We start from the raw sequence: 16,983 nt of genomic DNA, 5'->3' as shown, positions 1-16,983 counted from the left end.
CGGCGGATGACGCGGCCACACCGCAGGTTCATCCATGATGCGCGCCTCGGCGGGCAGGGTGATGCCGTCATTGAGCTCCACACCGGCGCGCAGGGCGGCCAGTTTCTCTTCGCTCGGGATCCCTTCTACCTGCACCCAGTAGGTCTTGGGGGTCTTCTCCCCCGGCTGAGTCAGCTGTGCCTGCAGCTTGCCATCGTTGGTGAGCAGCAGCAGCCCCTCGCTGTCGCGGTCAAGCCGCCCAGCCGCATAGATGCCGGGCTCGGTGATGTAATCCTTGAGGGTCTCGCGGCCCGCCTCGTCGGTAAACTGGCAGAGCACCATATAGGGCTTGTTGAGCAGTAACAGCGTGCGATCTGCGGGGATCCGCTCCGGTTTGCGGGCGGCGGCAGGGCGTGGCGCCGCTGGCTTGGCCGCCGTGCGCGAGGCGTTATCGCGCGGCGAACGGCTGGCAGAGGGACGGGAACGGGACGAGGTCATCAGATACCCACGGTGGCAGAAGATGGCGGCGAGTGTACCACAGGGGGTGGGGAGGGGCGGATCAATGATGGCGGTAGCCTAGTGTTGGTCGGTTGGCGCAGAGCGTAGCGAAGCCCAACAGACCAGCATGATCAGCTCAATCAGTACGGGATAAATAGGGATGGGGGCGTTCGGTAAAATAAATGTGCCGATAGATTTCGCGGTGAACGTTGGGCTTCACTTCGTTCAGCACCAACCTACGATGTGTAGCCCAATATTTGAGATGATGCTTATTCGTCGATAATTTTGTACAGCTTGTCGTAATAGAAGCTATCAAAATCTGTGACGGTTTTAAGGGTAAATGGTTCAGGTAAAGAAAAACGTTTCCACGTTTCCTTAAAAATTTCATCACCATCTTCTTGGGCATCTTGGTTGATGTTCTTCTTTATTAATATCTTCTTGGTAGAGAAGTTAATGCTCGTTATCCGCTCGACAAGGGGGCCCCTGTTGTCGCTACTGTCGTAGCCAATCAGGTCGAAACTGGCATTTTGATATCTGAATTTGTAAGACCAATAACCATAACGCCCATGGCCATAATGAATCTGTAAGATACCCTTATCTATAGAGACCCACAGCTCAGGGGCAAAATAGACGCCACCATCTTCATTTTCTGAGGAAAAACAACTCGGGTTTTCCAGTGCCAGCTCATAATGATCGCCCTTCTTAAACGCGATAATCAGTCCTCGTCGGTTACGATCCAGTTCACCGCGATACTCATCAGTGATGACATTACGCTTGTCAGTCCCTTTGATAATGATGACCATGTCACTCTGGCCATCTTTATTTAAATCTCCCTCGGTTTTCTCAAAGACGATATATCCCTTGGGAACAAAATCGAGCAGATTTTTTACTACCTGCTTAGACTCGTTTGCCAACACCTGTGCTTGCAACACGATCAATAGGAGGAATAATCCTGTTTTCATAATATGTCCGTTTTAGTATGACACTATAGTGTGTTAATGATGCGTAAAATGGGCGTTCAATAACTAGTTATTAATTGTGTGAGGTGTTAATTAATACAATAACTCTCTCATTACCGAATTGAACGATAATATCACGATAAAATTTAGGCTCCTATATTTGGTTAGCTCGTAATATTACAGCTTGCTCAGAGATGTGGGTATCCTAGATCTTTGGAAAACCGCCGGCTTGCGCTTCTCACTTAAAACCCCGTTCCGTAGCATAGCCGCGTGGCTATTTGTCGCAGGAGTCAGCTATAAGCCAAGCCAGTGCCACTGTAAAAAGCAGCAGACTGACCGCTGAGATGCAAAGGCGGTAGCGTGGTGTTGGTAGGTTGGTGCAGAGCGTAGCGAAGCCCAACAGACCAATATTATCAGCTCAATCAGAGCGGGATAAATAGGGATTGGGGCGATCGGTAAAACAAATGTGTCGATAGATTTCGCGGTGAACGTTGGGCTTCACTTCGTTCTGCACCAACCTACGATGTGTAGCCCAACATTTGAGATGATTTTATTTTATGCACTACCAGCCTCGTCTATGTATAGATCTAGATTTTCTATAATTAGGCGATTAATCTGACCGTGAAGCCTTATTGTTCCTATGCTTGTTTTTAAAGTGTATCCTTCCTCTTTGGCAAAGAGGTCTTTCGCTAGTAACGAGAAGGTAGTTCCATTTTTTAAATTTCGGCCATCTAAATCAGAAAAATCTCGCGTTATATTATACTCAGCACTGCTTTCTAGCCGATAGAACGAAAGTCTAGATTGCCACCAATAAATAACCTTTTGCCATTCTTTAACTAATGATATCAGCTCATTTTCCGTTGTAATAACTTTGCTAAGGGTGATATCTCTTTCTTTGTCCATTCCTCTCATGGAAATGGTAATTTCACCATCTACTCCTTCCCTCGTACTTTTAAAGAAAAGAATATTCCTATCTGGGCAGTTGATACCGCCAGTATTGCTCTCATATGAAAAATATGAACTTAATAGCTTCTTCTTATTGGAACTATCTTTGTTGAGAAGTGATAGTGCTTTCTCAATTGCTTCCCTAAGATACATTGAAAGATGATTTCCTCATTTTGCGTAATGCGTATTTAAGGGGTGGTTAATAGATTACTGAACACCTACTTTTCTGTTCTCTAATTCGCGGTCACCAAACAACCACCCACTTTCTTACCTTCGTTTGACCCTCTGTGGTTGTAATGTGTCCTTCGGTAGTCAATACCATTGCTTGGACTGAAAACCATAAACTGATCATCAATTCCAGCTCGTTGGAAAACCTTAAATATTTCTGATTCTACATCACTGCGGCTGCCATAAACCTCGACCGTTCTGTGATGGTTCCCCGATTGCCGGTAAAAATTCAGGGTGTACTTTCCACTGGCAGGCATCTTGGTCCATGCTTCATCGGCATCAACAGCGTTTGAAGTGGATTTAGCAGATGATAACGCCCACCCCATAAATGCAATCAAAACGCTTCCGCCTAGAATTAACAGCATTTCAGCACCGCTAGATTGAACCATTGTCCGTTTTTCCTATGAGTCAAAATTCCAAGATCCCCCCCTTTCTGCGCAAGGCGTAACGCCGTCACATTCCACGCTACCGCCCATGAATGACTGCTTCCAATTGCTCCCTTGACCCGCACTGGCAGCAACCCATAACAATTCAATAGGGTCTGGATGGCTATGGTAAGTCAAAAGACGCTGTATTTGTGAGGGGAAAAGCAGGGCAAGTCTGCATAACATCCCGATTTTTTGCGCTCACTCACTCAATCGGCGGCTTTTCCTCCCACCTCGGGTTGACGGAGGGGCGGGGATGTCTAGCATTCGCTTACCGCTTACCGCTTACCGCTTACCGCTTACCGCTTACCGCTTACCGCTTACCGCTTACCGCTTACCGCTTACCGCTTACCGCTTACCGCTTACCGCTTACCGCTTACCGCTTACCGCTTACCGCTTACCGGCGGGGCGTGATATGCCCCCCTTGGCAGGGATAAGGTCACCGGCCGTCTTGATGCAGGTCGTGATGCCGCCGAGCGACGTCGGACGAGGGCGTTTGCTTATAAAAATGCACCAGTCAGCGGGGGCTCACTGGTGCAGCAGGGGCGTTGGCTAGGTTGCTTGTCGCCAGCGGGCCAGCGTTATTGGAATACCAGTGCCATCAACAGGCCGACGGTGATGGCGGAGACCAAGAACGCGAAGCCATAAAACAGATAGTGGTGCAGCTTGGTGGTATGCACCCCGAGATCGTGCAGGCCGTGATAGATGCGGTGCATCCCGTGCCATATCGGCAGAGCGATGATGACTAACAGGAAGCAGGCTCCCCACCACGAGCTGGCGAAGGCGAGGACGCGATCATAGCTCATGGTCTCTACGTCCATGATGCCCATCGGCACCAGCAGCCCAGTGATCAATACGATGGCGGGCAGCAACATGGCCACGACCATCCCGCCTGCACCAAACAGTCCCCAGTAGATGGGTTCGTCAGAGCGTCTCATGATCTTCTCCTCAAGACACAATAATCAGCAGTGTTAGGGATACCAGCGCCAGTGCCACGTATTGGGCAATCACGATGGGCTTTTCTGGGACTAACTGCTCCCCGCGCAAGATCCGCATCGCTTTTGGCGCCAGGGCGAACCAGGTGCTGGCGTGAAACAGGCACGCCGCGAGGGCTATCACGTGGAACAGAATGGCGAGCGGGTTTTGCAGGGATTCCAGCCAGCCGTTGAACGCCTCCTGACCTTGTACCAGTCGCATCAGGCCCCACATCAGCACCACGGCGTAGATGGAGACAAAAATACTGGTGCCTTCGCGGATCATGTAACCGGTGTAGAAGGCGTTCTTTAGCCACCAGTCCCGTTTCATTTCCCGTACATAGGGTTTGCGTTTGCTATCGGTGTTGTTCATGGTCTTATTCCTGCGCTAACTCGTGAGTTCAGTCCGGCTTGAACATGGCGATCATGTAATCCTTGGCACTTTCCACCTTGCCCAGTTGGATCGCTGCGGCGGGGTCAACGCCTTTGGGGCACACCTCTGAGCAGTAGCCCACGAAGGTACAGCCCCAGACCCCTTGGTCTTGGCTGATGATCCGCATCCGCTCTTTGGCTGCGCCGTCACGGCTGTCGGCGTTGTAGCGATAGGCCAGTGCCAACGCGGCAGGGCCGATAAACTGCTTGTTGATGCCATATTGCGGGCAGGCGGCGTAGCACAGGCCACAGTTAATGCACTGGGAGAACTGTTTGTACTTCGCCATCTGGGCTGGCGTCTGGGTGTACTCGCCATCGCACAGATTGCGCGGCTCACTTGGCATGATGTAAGGCTTGATGCTCTCTAGCTTCTCGATGAAGTCGCTCATGTCGACCACCAGATCCCGCTCGATCGGGAAGTTGTTCAGCGGCTCGACCGTCATCTTGCCCGGCAGGTAGTCACGCAAAAACGCTTTGCAGCCGAGCTTGGGCACGCCGTTTACGGTCATGCCGCAGGAGCCACAAATGGCCATCCGGCAGGACCAGCGAAAGCTCAACGTCGAGTCGAGATGATCCTTGATGTATTGCAGCGCATCGAGCAGTGACATCTCACGTTGGTAGGGCACCTGAAAGCTCTGCATCCAAGGCTCGTTGTCCTGCTCTGGGCGGTAGCGCAGGATCTCAATTTCCATCATCTCAGCCATTGTTCTTCGCCTCGTCTTGTTTTTCACCCTCGGAGCCATACACCCGTTTTGCCGGCTGGGACTTCGTGATCTTCACCTCGGAGTAATCGATGGTGGGCGCCTCGCCGCCGTTGTAGAACGAGAGGGAGTGCTTGAGGAAGTTGACGTCATCACGGGCTTCAAAGCCGTCTAACCGCTGGTGGGAACCACGGGACTCTTTGCGGTTGATGGCGGAGTGCGTCATGGCTTCGGCCACATCCAGCATGTAACCCAGCTCGATGGCGTACAGCAGATCGGTGTTGAAGACCGAGGATTTATCGTTGATTTTGACCTTTTTGTAACGGGCTTTGAGCTCGTTGATCTTGTCGATGGTGGCCTGCATCAGCGCTTCGGTCCGGTAGATACCGACCCCAGCTTCCATCGACATGCCTAATTCGTTACGAATGTCGGCGGGGTTCTCGGTGCCGTCAACATCCAGCAGCGCGAGATGCTGTTTAACCAGCGCCTTGGCTTTGGCGGCCAGTGCCTCGGTATTGCCGTGGCGCTGAGTCTTGGCAAAGTGACCGGCCTGCTCGCCGACCAGCTTGCCAAATACAACGATCTCCGACAGGGAGTTGGAGCCCAGTCTGTTGGCGCCGTGCAGACCCACCGAGGCGCACTCGCCGGCAGCGTAGAGCCCCGCCAGACGGGTGGCGCACTGACTGTCCGTCTCGATCCCCCCCATGGTGTAGTGGGCGGTTGGCCGCACCGGGATCGGCTCTTTGGCCGGATCGACGTTGACGTAGGCCTTGGCCAGTTCGCAGATAAAGGGCAGGCGTTCGTTGAGGTACTGCTCGCCGAGGTGACGCAGGTCAAGGTGCACCACATCGCCCATCGGGCCTTGGATCACTCGGCCTTTTTGCTGCTCTTGCCAGAATGCTTGCGAGACCCGATCGCGCGGCCCCAGCTCCATGTATTTGCTCTTTGGCTGGCCGATCGGGGTTTCTGGGCCCAAGCCATAGTCTTGCAGGTAACGGTAGCCATCTTTGTTGAGCAGCACGCCGCCTTCACCTCGGCACCCTTCAGTCATCAGAATGCCGGTGCCCGGCAGACCGGTTGGGTGGTACTGAACGAACTCCATGTCCCGCAGCGGTACGCCGTGGCGATAAGCCAGTGCCATGCCATCACCGGTGACGATGCCGCCGTTGGTGTTGTAGCGGTAGACACGGCCAGCCCCACCGGTGGCGAGGATCACCGATTTGGCTTGGATGAAACGGGTGATGCCGTTTTGGATATCAAAGGTCAGCACGCCCTGCACGCGGCCCTCGTCCACGATCAGATCAAGACAGAAATGCTCGTCGAAGCGCTTGATGCTTGGGTATTTGATCGAGGTTTGAAACAGGGTGTGCAGAATGTGAAAGCCGGATTTATCAGCTGCAAACCACGTGCGCGGCACCTTCATGCCACCAAACGGCCGCACGTTGGCCTTGCCTTCAGGGGTGCGGCTCCAAGGGCAGCCCCAGTGCTCCAGCTGGATCATCTCTTGGGTGGCGTGGTTGACGAAGTACTCGACCACGTCCTGCTCGCATAACCAGTCACCACCGGAGACGGTGTCGTTAAAGTGGTTATCGAGGGAGTCATCATCCCGTACCACGCCGGCGGCGCCCCCTTCGGCGGCGACCGTGTGACTGCGCATTGGATAGACCTTGGAAATCAGGGCGATATCCAGATCTGGCTGGGATTCGGCGATGGCAATCGCGGCGCGAAGGCCGGTACCGCCAGCGCCGATGATGGCCACATCGGTCTTAATAATATCCACATCTGCCTCCTTAGGGATAGATTTGCTGGGCACGATTTTGCGCTATGAAAAAAATTCAGGCTTGATGCAAGTCAAAGCGCTTTGGGTTATTCCCGCTCACGGGTACTTTTTCTTATTGAGGTCACATCCAGCCCTGTGTGGGGCCCAATTTATGCCGCAACCCCTGGGCGAAACTGCGTATTCGAGGGGGGGGATTGGCTCAAACCCAGCAAGGCTATATGCCGAGATGAGCGGCTAAGCGTAAGATTGTATTTGGTTTTTTCCAGAAAAAATGAGAATCACCTCTCTTTTTAGGTATTCACTAAAAATAAGTTTGTTTTTTGCTGAGAAATGTTGAGCTGACATCAGGTTGGCTTAGGAAAAGTAATGGTAATGACGGGTACTATCACGATGGCAAGAGGGGGCGGTCGGTCGCGATCCAGTAGCAATGGAGTCTATAACGGTGTTTTGCGTTCTCTGGCTCCCTCTCATCGCAGCCATGATCCCTGAGTGGCGAGAACATTTATGCAGGGGCCAGTGGTTGGCCCCTGAGATTGCCCCATCAGATACGGAACATGCCGACCTGAGTGTTGAGTTCTCCGGAAATATTTTTAAGCTGCTCCGAGATTTGGCGAGATCCATCGGCATCGGCAGTGAGCTCATCAGAGACATCGTTGACCGCTTGAATGTTGCGGCTTACCTCACTGGTGACGGCCCGCTGCTCCTCTGCGGCGCTGGAGATCTGGGTCGCCATGTCGGAGATCTGGTTGATGGACTCGGCGATTTGCTCCAGTGCTTGGGTGGCATCATTGGCATCATCGACGCTGTGCTGGGCTAGTAACTGGCCTTCGTGCATGGTGCTGACCGCCCCTTGGGTATTACGTTGCAGGGTTTCAATCATGTTGCGGATCTCCACCGTTGAGCTGTGGGTGCGCTGGGAGAGCACCCGTACTTCGTCAGCCACTACCGCAAAACCACGACCCTGTTCACCCGCACGGGCCGCCTCGATGGCGGCGTTGAGCGCCAGTAGGTTGGTCTGTTCGGCAATGCCTTGAATGGTAGAGAGGATGGTGTTGATCTCTTGGGCGTTCTTTTCTAGCTCTTGGATGATGTTGGAGGCGTGCTTAACCTGAGTCGCCAAATCGGTGATAGAACGCTGGTTGCGAGCAATCACCTGCTTACCGTGTTCACAGCTATTGGACGACGTGCGAGCCGCTTCTGCGGTCTGCTCGGCGTTGTTGGCGACCTCGACTGCGGTGGCCGACATTTGATGCACCGCAGTGGCGATCTGGGAGAGTTCACTTTGCTGGTGCGCTAAGCCCTGATTGGCCTTTTCCGCCATGCTGTGGGAGGTTTTGGCTTGTTGGTTAAGCTCACCAGAGGAGTTGGAAATGTCCTGCACCATCTGATGAATTTTATCAATGAAAATATTGACGTGACTGGCCACAATACCGACTTCATCTTGGCGCTCAATCTTAATACGGCGAGTCAGATCTCCGTTGCCTTGCGAAAGGTCTGCAATGGCATCTCCCAGTTTTTTCAGTGGAAATAACGAGCGATGAATCGCGATATATGAGAAACCCGCCACCACCAAGATGGTAAATAAGCCTTGGAGCAGGGCAGAAGAGACCATGCTTCTCACCGCGCGGTAGGCCACGGCATCATCCACCACAATGCCGAAATACCAGTCCGTATTAGGGATCTGATTTAGGTCAAATATGCTCTGTTTATTGCTCACGAGCATTTCGGAGATGGTGCCATCGTTGGCGATGCGCTTGATTCCATCAGGTGTTAATTCGAGCGAAATAGCGGTGGCGGGTTTTAGGGTAAGAGAGGCATCTGGGTGGGCAATAATGGTGCCTTTGCTATCGAGCAACATGGCATAGGTGCCCTCGGTCTTGATATTGAGAATATCTTTAATCAAGCCATCGATGGAAATATCGCCAGCGATGACCCCTTGGGTATTTCCTCGCTGAAAGGGCTCGGCAATGGTGATAATTAATTGGCCGGTGCCCGCATCCGCATAAGGGGGGGTCACCACCAATTTGCCCATGGTCATCGCTTCTTGATACCAAGGGCGTTGCCGAGGATCATAATTGGCGGGCAGCGGGGTATTTTCACTTTGGATCATTTTGCCGTTATTCGTACCGACATAGACGGAGGCAAAATCACCCGCCTGTTTAGATTGTGCCAAATGACTGATTGGCTCATCTTCTTGTGCAAACGCATCCTTGGTTGCAGCAACAAGCTGAATTTTGGTGTCTAGCCAGCCAGCAATGGCTTGTACGTTAGCGATCGAGCTTTCATCGATAAAACTCCACACTAGCCGCTGCGTTTCACTGCGCAGTTGCGAGGTGTTGTACCAGACCTGCATGCCTGTTATCACCAAGATGATGATCCCAATAGCAAAGACGAGCTTGTTTTTGATCGATAAATTCATAGTGACATCCTTGAAGTGCTTCCATCTGCAGTGTGTGACAACACGTTCTTGTTTGAACCCATCCCTCTATCGGCTGACTTTGAATCTTGTTTATTATTCCTCGGCTTATTCCATGAGTTATTCCACGAGACAGACAAAGATCCTGAAAACAGACGTTCAACGGATATTGCGGGTCTATTTTCAGTGCTCTTTGCGAGCAAAAAACTATATACGGCCATAACACCATCAAATACAACCCCGCATAGCCTGAAAGAGTTTATTTTTTACCCGTATTATGTTTTAAGTGCCCCGCTTTAAATATCAATTGCGGTGTAAATAACTGCCCCGATATTAGTGGGAATGACGTATCTGCTTGACCATTAATCCTCCTCTTCACGCCTGTCAGTTAGCCCAGCGAAAATAAGGCACCGCCTCAATGTGGACGATGCCAGATGGCGTAGCGTTTGGATGTTTTGGTAGGTTATTTGTTGATGGGGCATATTGGCTGGGTCAGGCTACGCGGTGCAATAGTGGGTTAAACCGATTTGGTAACCGAGTGGGGGCCTATTTCATAAGGGGGATGTCACTTGCCACGTTAGTTTGCGGCGGTGTGGGCCTCGCCGAGCGATGCGATTAGCTTGGTACGCCCATAACACCGACTGGGCGCGGCGCTAAGCGCACAGCTCAACAATGCGCGAGTGCGCGCCGTGAGAGGCGCGCGGGTCAGGCTTCCAATTTGATTCTGTTTTCGTCCGCCAGCTCCTGCTTGCTGAGGGTGTCCAGTGCCAGAAAATCGGCGACACGGGCCCGCTCTTTGAGGGTGTCTTGATAGCCAAGCCTGATCAGATGCTGACAATAGCCCGGAATAAACATCAAAAAACTGGCCAAGCTACTGGCCTCGTCCCCTTTTACTCCGAGCACGCGCAGCAAGCGGCGCACATGTGCCGGTAATGTGTGCAGATAAGTGAGCGCAATGGCATCGAGATCTTGGCTCGGTTTAAGTAGACAGGTGTCGACCCGTTTTAGATTCAAGCTATGGCGATCACGTTCGGGGATCAGCTCAAGGGTCTGATTGACCCGCAGTAACTGCTCTAGATCAGAGTTGAGGGTGTCGGTAAACACGGTATTGAGCAGGTGGCTTGCGATATTGGAACTGGTGAGATAACCCCGCTGCGATACCTGCGCCGCATGGCTGGGCGGGTCGAGGGCGATCAGTAAAATACGCTCAGCCCCTAGATGGATGGCGGGACTCAACGGGCTGAGTTGATGGATCGAGCCATCCCCGTAAAAGGTGTTATCAATCTGGGTGGCTGGGAAGATAAACGGCAGCGCCGATGAGGCCAGCAAGTGATCGGAATGAAGGGCTGTGCGCACCCCGCGCCGACGTGCGCGGGTCCAAGGTTGGTGATCGCCGTGGCCCTGAAAAAAGGTCGTGGAGCGGCCATCATCATAATCCGATGCGGTAATGGCCAGTGCATTGAGGGTGCCATAACGGATGTTGTCATCAATGCGGCGATAATCGATCAGCTGATCTAACATGCGGCGCAGCGGCGCATTATCAAACAGATGAAAGGCGCGGTTAGGTTGGCGGCTAATCAGCCCTGCCGAGCCCTCATACATCAAACGCCACAACAAGCGCCCGGGATGAAAGTCGAAGATGTGATGGGTCTCGAATCGGCGCCAGACCCACTCCAGTTTACGTACCCCCAGATGGAAACAAGAGGCGTAGCAGGCCAGCGCCGTGACATTAATCGCCCCAGCGGACGTGCCGCACAAGATAGGGAAGGGGATGCCGATGTTGCGGGGGTAGAGCTCAGCGATCGCCTTGAGGACACCCACCTGATAAGCGGCGCGTGCCCCGCCACCGGTGAGCAACAACGCTGTATTGAGTCTGGCCATATGCTGGCGCCTTATTGTTATCCAGAAAGAGAAATATCCACTGACAACTTAACTATAAGGCGTTGTATCAAATATAAAAATGGGCAGTCATGGGTTTTTTCAAAGGCCGTTATGGCCGCGCCATACCACCACCGTACCTAGTGGGGTGAGCCACTGCGCGGCGGGTTAGCTCTCCACGATATGCAACTGCTGTAACGCGATCACCGCCTGCGTGCGGTTCTTGACCCCGAGTTTGCGGAAAATAGCGGTGATATGGGCCTTGATGGTGGCCTCGGAAACATTCAGCTCCCACGCAATCTGCTTATTGAGACTGCCGTCGCGCAGCATGATCAGCACCTTGTACTGCTGGGGGGTGAGGCTGGCCAGCTTGCTGGCGAAATCGGGGCCATCTTCCGCGTCGGCGTGGAGCGAGATGCCCTCCGGCACCCAGTTATCCCCCCCGATCACCGTATTGAGGGCGTTGACCAGCTCCTTCATCGGCACCGACTTGGGAATAAAACCGAGTGCGCCAAGGCGCAATACCTGTTGAATAATGGCCGGCTCTTCCGAGGCGGAGACCACCACAATAGGCAGGTCAGGATACTGGCCGCGTAGATGAGCCAGCCCCTCGAAGCCGTTGGCCCCCGGCATTTTCAGATCAAGTAGCAGCAGGTCAACCTCGGGGTGCTCCCCCAGTAGGTGACGCAAGCTGTCGATGGAGTCCGCTTCCAGCAGCTGGGCATCGCTGATCGCCATATGTACCGCTTGATAAAGGGCGCCCCGAAACAGGGGATGGTCATCCGCAATGACGATGGTAAATTGACTGTCCATATCTTGGTCAATGACTCACATTGTTGCTAACTGATTGTTTTGAAAAACCAAACTAGCATCGCCCCCCTAGAGGGTCAAACCCGCAAGTTGGCAAATGTGATCTTCTCGCAATATGAATTTCGCCGTGGTTGCCAACGGCCATGGTCTTGCTCACTAGGTGCCACCCCTGCTCATCAGAGGCTGTTATGGCCGGCCGGCAAAGACCACCACCACCTTGTCATCCCCCTTCTCCCGCACGAAGGCGTAAGGGGCATCCGAGAGTTTCTGGTGGCTGCCTGCCGCAATGGCCGGATGGGCGGCGCGGAACTGGCCCAGTTGCTGCCAGTGCTTGACCAGCTCGGCCTTCTCGCCGCTGGCCAGCTCCTGCCAGTTCATGTCCGAGCGCAAGCCTTGATCGAACACCCCGCCATCCTTGGCCAGTCCTCGGCCAGACTCGTCGCCGTAGTAGAGCTGGATGCCGCCCGGCAGCAGCATAAAGCTGTTGGCGACTCTACGCTGCAGCGGTACATCCTGATAGTCGCCAAAGAACAGCTTGGTGTCGTGGGAGCTGATATAGCTCAGCACGTTGAACTCAGGGTCTTGATTGATGCGGCTGGCGTAGCTGGCATAGGTGGGCTCGGCTCCCGCCATGCACTGGGCCTGGGGCAGGGCGAACTCACGCTGATAGTCGAAGTTGATCAGCGAGTCGAAACCATTCTGATACCAGAAATCCTTGGCCACCCCGTGATCCCACACCTCGCCCACCATGTAGAAGGGCAGATCGTCGAGTGCCTTGTCCGGGTTGGTGGCTTTCCACTCCTTGAGCGCAGTGGTGCCCGCCTGCTTGAGCTTGGCCCACACCTCGGGCTCCAGATGCTTGACGGTGTCGGCCCGAAAACCGTCGATGCCAAAGCGGCGCACCCAGTCGGTGTGCCAGGCGATCAGGTAGTCGCTCACGGTAGCGTCGGGCAGCACCTTGGCCTGGGTATCTTTTTTCACCGCCAGCAGCGGCGGCAGCCCTACCGGTTTGGTCGATTCGGTCAGAAAGTCCGGCAGCCCTGCCACCGAGCCGGTGACATCGTCGGTGCCGGGCTGCGGGTAGCCGGGCAGACCGGCGCGCACCCAGTCACCGCTCCACCACTGGTTCCACGCTGGCGATTGATAGTCGATGAACTGGTTGTAGCCATGCCAGTTCAGATCGCCGCTCGGGCTCCACTGGTTCCAGATTGTCGGCAGTTTGGCTGTGTTCTGGGTCAGATCGGTGAGCCCCAGATCCTGCAGGTCGGCCAGGGTGGCGTAACCGGCGTGGTTCATCACCACGTCGAGGATGATCCGCATGCCGCGCTTGTGGGCCTCGTCCACCAGGGTTTTCAGGCGCTCTTCATCGCCGTAGTTGGGGTCAATCTTGGTGAAGTCGAGCGCCCAGTAACCGTGGTAGGCGTAGAAGGGGAAGTTGCCCTGCTCGCCGCCGCCAATGAAACCGTGCACCTGCTCCACCATGGGGGTGATCCAGATGGCGTTCATGCCGAGGCTCTTGATGTAGTCGAGCTTCTCGGTCAGCCCCTTGAAGTCGCCACCGTGCCAGGTGGCCACCTCGTCCTGACCATCCTTCTGGCGGCCGAAGCTGTGATCGTTGGCAGGGTCGCCGTTGTGGAAGCGGTCAGTCAGCAGGAAATAGACACTCGCCTGATCCCAGCTGAACGGCGCTGGCTTGGCTGCCTTGACCGGCTCGAGCAGCAGCAGGCCGCCGCTCTCTTTGGTCGGGGTCAGGGTCAGCTTGCCCCCCTTGACCAGGGCCTCCTGTCTGGAATAAGCATCCCGCAGCCGGGTGCCATCGGGCCAGACCCCTTTGAGGGATACAGTGACCGGGCCGCCATCCCAGCTGATGCAGGGCTCTTGTGGTGGCTGGCGCTTGAACTCGCTCTTCTTGGTCGCCCGCAGCACCTTGAGGCTGGGGGTATCCGGGTTGAAGGTGAACTGATACTCCCCGGCCAGCATCACCCGAAGGGTAAAGCTCTGATCCTTGCTGCATTTGTCCATGGGCTGGGCGGTGCCGAAGGGGAGCGGCTTGCTCTCGCTCGGGCCAAAGCTGGTACCGCAACTGTTGTCTGCGTCGCTGATGCGGATCTGGTGGCTCCCCTTGGCAAGGGGATGGGTCAGCGCCACAGTGCCCTTGTCCAGCGCGATCGGGGTCGCGACCGGCTGACCATCCACATAGAGGCGAACCTCGGGGGCGGCCATCGCCTGTTGGCTAAGCAGTGGGGTGGCCAGCAAGGCGAGCCAGAGGGGAGATAAGTGGCGATGGAGGCGAAGAGAGGGGCGCATAAGCCATTCCTTGAGCGGGCCAGTTTGGGTTGAGTGCCCATTCTAGGGGGAGGGGATGCGCTCGTTGATCAGCAACATCCCGATTTGTGACATCCGTTCAAATGGTGACGTTTTCAAGCGTCCACTTTTTCAAACGTCCCCCTTTTTCAAACGTCCACTTAAGCCCAAGCCCAAGCCTAAGCGTTCACCTAGGGCCAGTTAACGCTGGGCGAGCTGAGCCGCACGATAGTGATCAACCCACATGGCGGTGGCGCCGCAGATCGCAACCGGCATCACCAGCAAGTTCACGAATGGAATGGCCGCGCAGAGGGTCACCAGCGCCCCAAAGCTCAGGGATTTCCCCCGCTGCTGCTTGAGGGCGTCACGCATGGTAATAAAATCGATTTTGTGATTATCAAACGGGTAATCCACATATTGGATCGCCATCATCCACGCGCTAAACAAGAACCACAGTAACGGGGCCAAGGTCTGGCCGATGACCGGGATCAGAAACAAGATCAGGCAGCCAAGCGCCTTGGGCAGGTAGTATTTGAGCTTGATCCATTCGCGGCCAAAGGTGCGCGGCACATCCTTGACGACGTCGAGCATACCGCTGTCATTGGGGGCTTCGCCGGTGAGGATCTGCTCCACCTTTTCAGCCAGCAGACCATTGAAAGGGGCCGCTAGCCAGTTGGTGACCGAGCTGAAGATGAAGGAAAACACCACCAGTATGGTGAGCACAGCGATGGGCCAGAGCAGGTAATCAAGCCAGCTTAGCCAGCTGGGGATCTGCTGATCCAGCCAAGCAAACAGCCCATCAAGCTGCATTAATAGGGCATAAAAAGCGCCCGCAAACAGCAGCATGTTAACCAACAGGGGGATCAGCACAAAAGTACGGATACCAGGCTGACGAATCAGCGAAAAGCCACGTAAAAAGTAGCTGGCACCGCTAAGCGAGGCCGTGACGGTATGAGGTTGCTTCATATCAGTTCAATCTATCCATGGGGGAAACAGCCCGCATATTACAAACAAGGGTTGGATTTGGTAAAGTCGCCAACCCGCCCCCTCCCGATTTAGCCACTGCTGTAGGTCGTCATGCGTCTGAAACTGATCAAACTCGCTGGCTTTAAGTCGTTTGTCGAGCCGACCCGTATCGAGCTGCATGCCGACATGACCGCCGTGGTGGGGCCCAATGGCTGTGGCAAATCCAATGTGATCGACGCGGTGCGCTGGGTGCTGGGCGAGAGTTCGGCCCGCCATCTGCGCGGCGAGAACATGACCGATGTCATCTTTAACGGCTCGGTTAACCGCAGCCCCCACGGGCGGGCGTCGGTCGAGCTAGTGTTTGACAACCCCCATCACCGAGTGCCCGGCGAGTTTGGCCGCTTTACCGAGATCTCGGTGCGCCGTGAAGTGCTGCGCGACGGCTCCAACCACTACCTTATCAATGGCCAAAAGTGCCGCCGCAAGGATGTCACCGACCTGTTTCTGGGCACCGGCCTTGGCCCCCGCAGCTACGCCATCATCGAGCAGGGCACCGTCAGTCGGCTGGTGGAGTCGCGCCCGGCTGACCTCAAGCTGTTTATGGAGGAGGCGGCTGGCGTCTCCCGCTACAAGGAGCGGCGCCGCGAGACCGAACAGCGTATTCGCCACACCCAAGAGAACCTCGAACGCCTTGGCGATATTCGCGGCGAGCTCGGGGCTCGCCTGGTTCATCTCAAGGCGCAGGCTGAAACGGCCGAACGCTACACACAGCTCAAGGGGCGATCGCGTGCCGCCCGTGCCGAGCTGATTGGCTCTGAGCTGTGGGCGCTAGAGACTCGGCTTGCGGCCGCCAAGGATGAGTTGGCCGAAGCGGAGCAGGCGTTGGCGGCACTCGATGCCAAACGCAGTGCTAACGAGGGGCGTCATGTCACCCTGTCGGTGGCACGGCAAGAGGCGCAAGCGGAGCAAGCCAGTCGTCAGCAGCAGATTTTTCTGGGGGGGCAAGCCATCGCCCGTCTTGAGCAGCAGCAGTTGCACCAGCATGAGCTCGGCCGAGATTGGCAAGCGCGGCGTCACGCTCTGACAGAGCGGATTGCCAGCCGTCAGGCCCAGGTAAGTAGCCACCAGACGCAGCTGAATGAGCGGGAGCTGGCCTGCGAGCTGGACAGTGCTCGGCTTGAGCAGTGCGAGCAGTGGCTCAGCGAACAGCAGGAGGCGCGGCTGCACGCCAGTGCCCAGCTCGAACGCGCGCGTGCCAGCCAGCAACAGTGGCAGCAACAAGTAGGGCAGGCGCAAGGGCGCTTGAACCAGACCCGCACCGAGCTCAATGGGCTGCAAGAGTTGCAGGCTAAACCCCGGCTCACCCGCCTTAAGCTGGAAGATGAACAAGCTGAGCCCCCAAGCGATGACGCTGACACCCTGCAGCCGACCCTCGATGCGCTGGCCGCAGCGCTGGCGCAGCAGCGCAGCGATGAGGAGCGGCTGGCCGCGCAAGTGGCAAAGGCCAGTGCGGACCATGAGCAGGCCAAACAGGCTCACAACCAGCAGCAGGGGCTGCTGCGCGAGATCGAGGCACGGCTGGCGACCTTAAGCCAAATCCTTGGCGAGCAGATAGTGGGCGCTACCTTGGCCGACCGCCTGCAGGTGGCGCCGGCGTGGGCCAGCGCCTTGGACAAAGTGCTGGGCCG

The 16,983-nt window shown here is 55.3% G+C and carries 15 protein-coding genes; 2 read left to right on the top strand and 13 right to left on the bottom strand.

The features are described from left to right. The 4 genes from CUC53_RS10145 to CUC53_RS10130 all read right to left on the bottom strand — a co-directional run. Positions 1-477, bottom strand: a 477-nt coding sequence (locus CUC53_RS10145) for a pseudouridine synthase (protein WP_157798248.1), incomplete at its 3' end; no start/stop codon positions are given. Positions 478-746: 269 nt separating this feature from the next. Further along, positions 747-1,439 carry a hypothetical protein gene (locus CUC53_RS10140; RefSeq protein ID WP_100294053.1) on the bottom strand — a complete coding sequence of 231 codons (693 nt, stop codon included), beginning with the start codon at positions 1,437-1,439 and terminating at the stop codon, positions 747-749. 552 nt (positions 1,440-1,991) lie between these two features. Next, positions 1,992-2,534, bottom strand: coding sequence for a DUF3601 domain-containing protein (locus CUC53_RS10135; protein WP_100294052.1), 543 nt, complete (start codon positions 2,532-2,534; stop codon positions 1,992-1,994). An 80-nt stretch (positions 2,535-2,614) separates the two neighbouring features. Continuing rightward, the gene (locus CUC53_RS10130) at positions 2,615-2,998 is read right to left on the bottom strand and encodes a hypothetical protein (RefSeq protein WP_100294051.1); all 384 of its coding nucleotides are present in this window, start codon (positions 2,996-2,998) and stop codon (positions 2,615-2,617) included. A 292-nt stretch (positions 2,999-3,290) separates the two neighbouring features. Here CUC53_RS10130 and CUC53_RS10125 point away from each other — a divergent pair, with 292 nt between their 5' ends. After that, complete coding sequence (locus tag CUC53_RS10125) at positions 3,291-3,590, top strand: hypothetical protein (RefSeq protein WP_100294050.1); 300 nt, start codon at positions 3,291-3,293, stop codon at positions 3,588-3,590. A 25-nt stretch (positions 3,591-3,615) separates the two neighbouring features. Here CUC53_RS10125 and frdD read toward each other — a convergent pair whose 3' ends face one another. The 9 genes from frdD to cysZ all read right to left on the bottom strand — a co-directional run bounded on the left by frdD (position 3,616) and on the right by cysZ (position 15,295). Next, entirely contained in the window at positions 3,616-3,972 is a 357-nt protein-coding gene (gene frdD, locus CUC53_RS10120; RefSeq protein ID WP_100294049.1) for a fumarate reductase subunit FrdD, read from the bottom strand. Positions 3,973-3,982: 10 nt separating this feature from the next. Further along, complete coding sequence (locus CUC53_RS10115) at positions 3,983-4,381, bottom strand: fumarate reductase subunit C (protein WP_100294048.1); 399 nt, start codon at positions 4,379-4,381, stop codon at positions 3,983-3,985. Between the two features lie 28 nt (positions 4,382-4,409). Then, positions 4,410-5,144, bottom strand: coding sequence for a succinate dehydrogenase/fumarate reductase iron-sulfur subunit (locus tag CUC53_RS10110; RefSeq protein ID WP_100294047.1), 735 nt, complete (start codon positions 5,142-5,144; stop codon positions 4,410-4,412). Then, positions 5,137-6,921, bottom strand: coding sequence for a fumarate reductase (quinol) flavoprotein subunit (frdA, locus tag CUC53_RS10105; RefSeq protein ID WP_100294046.1), 1,785 nt, complete (start codon positions 6,919-6,921; stop codon positions 5,137-5,139). The genes CUC53_RS10110 and frdA overlap by 8 nt, the downstream gene beginning before the upstream one ends. Positions 6,922-7,462: 541 nt before the next feature. Next, positions 7,463-9,340 carry a methyl-accepting chemotaxis protein gene (locus CUC53_RS10100; RefSeq protein WP_100294045.1) on the bottom strand — a complete coding sequence of 626 codons (1,878 nt, stop codon included), beginning with the start codon at positions 9,338-9,340 and terminating at the stop codon, positions 7,463-7,465. A gap of 702 nt (positions 9,341-10,042) precedes the next feature. Then, positions 10,043-11,218: a patatin-like phospholipase family protein gene (locus CUC53_RS10095; RefSeq protein ID WP_100294044.1), complete on the bottom strand. Its 1,176-nt coding sequence runs from the start codon at positions 11,216-11,218 to the stop codon at positions 10,043-10,045. A gap of 165 nt (positions 11,219-11,383) precedes the next feature. Further along, a complete protein-coding gene (locus tag CUC53_RS10090; protein ID WP_100294043.1) occupies positions 11,384-12,028 on the bottom strand; it encodes a response regulator transcription factor in 645 nt (214 codons plus the stop codon). 183 nt (positions 12,029-12,211) lie between these two features. Next, on the bottom strand, positions 12,212-14,332 hold the full coding sequence (locus tag CUC53_RS10085; protein ID WP_100294042.1) for an alpha-amylase: 2,121 nt from the start codon (positions 14,330-14,332) through the stop codon (positions 12,212-12,214). A 198-nt stretch (positions 14,333-14,530) separates the two neighbouring features. After that, positions 14,531-15,295, bottom strand: a complete 765-nt coding sequence (cysZ, locus tag CUC53_RS10080; protein WP_100294041.1) for a sulfate transporter CysZ — start codon at positions 15,293-15,295, stop codon at positions 14,531-14,533. Positions 15,296-15,406: 111 nt separating this feature from the next. Between cysZ and CUC53_RS10075 the strand changes: the two genes are divergently transcribed. Next, positions 15,407-16,983: chromosome segregation SMC family protein (locus tag CUC53_RS10075; RefSeq protein WP_157798247.1), on the top strand; the 1,577-nt coding region annotated here is incomplete at its 3' end.

Origin of the sequence: Aeromonas cavernicola (assembly GCF_002795305.1) — a bacterium.
GTDB classification, from domain to species: Bacteria; Pseudomonadota; Gammaproteobacteria; order Enterobacterales; family Aeromonadaceae; genus Aeromonas; species Aeromonas cavernicola.
This window is presented reverse-complemented; position numbering and strand designations above follow the sequence as displayed.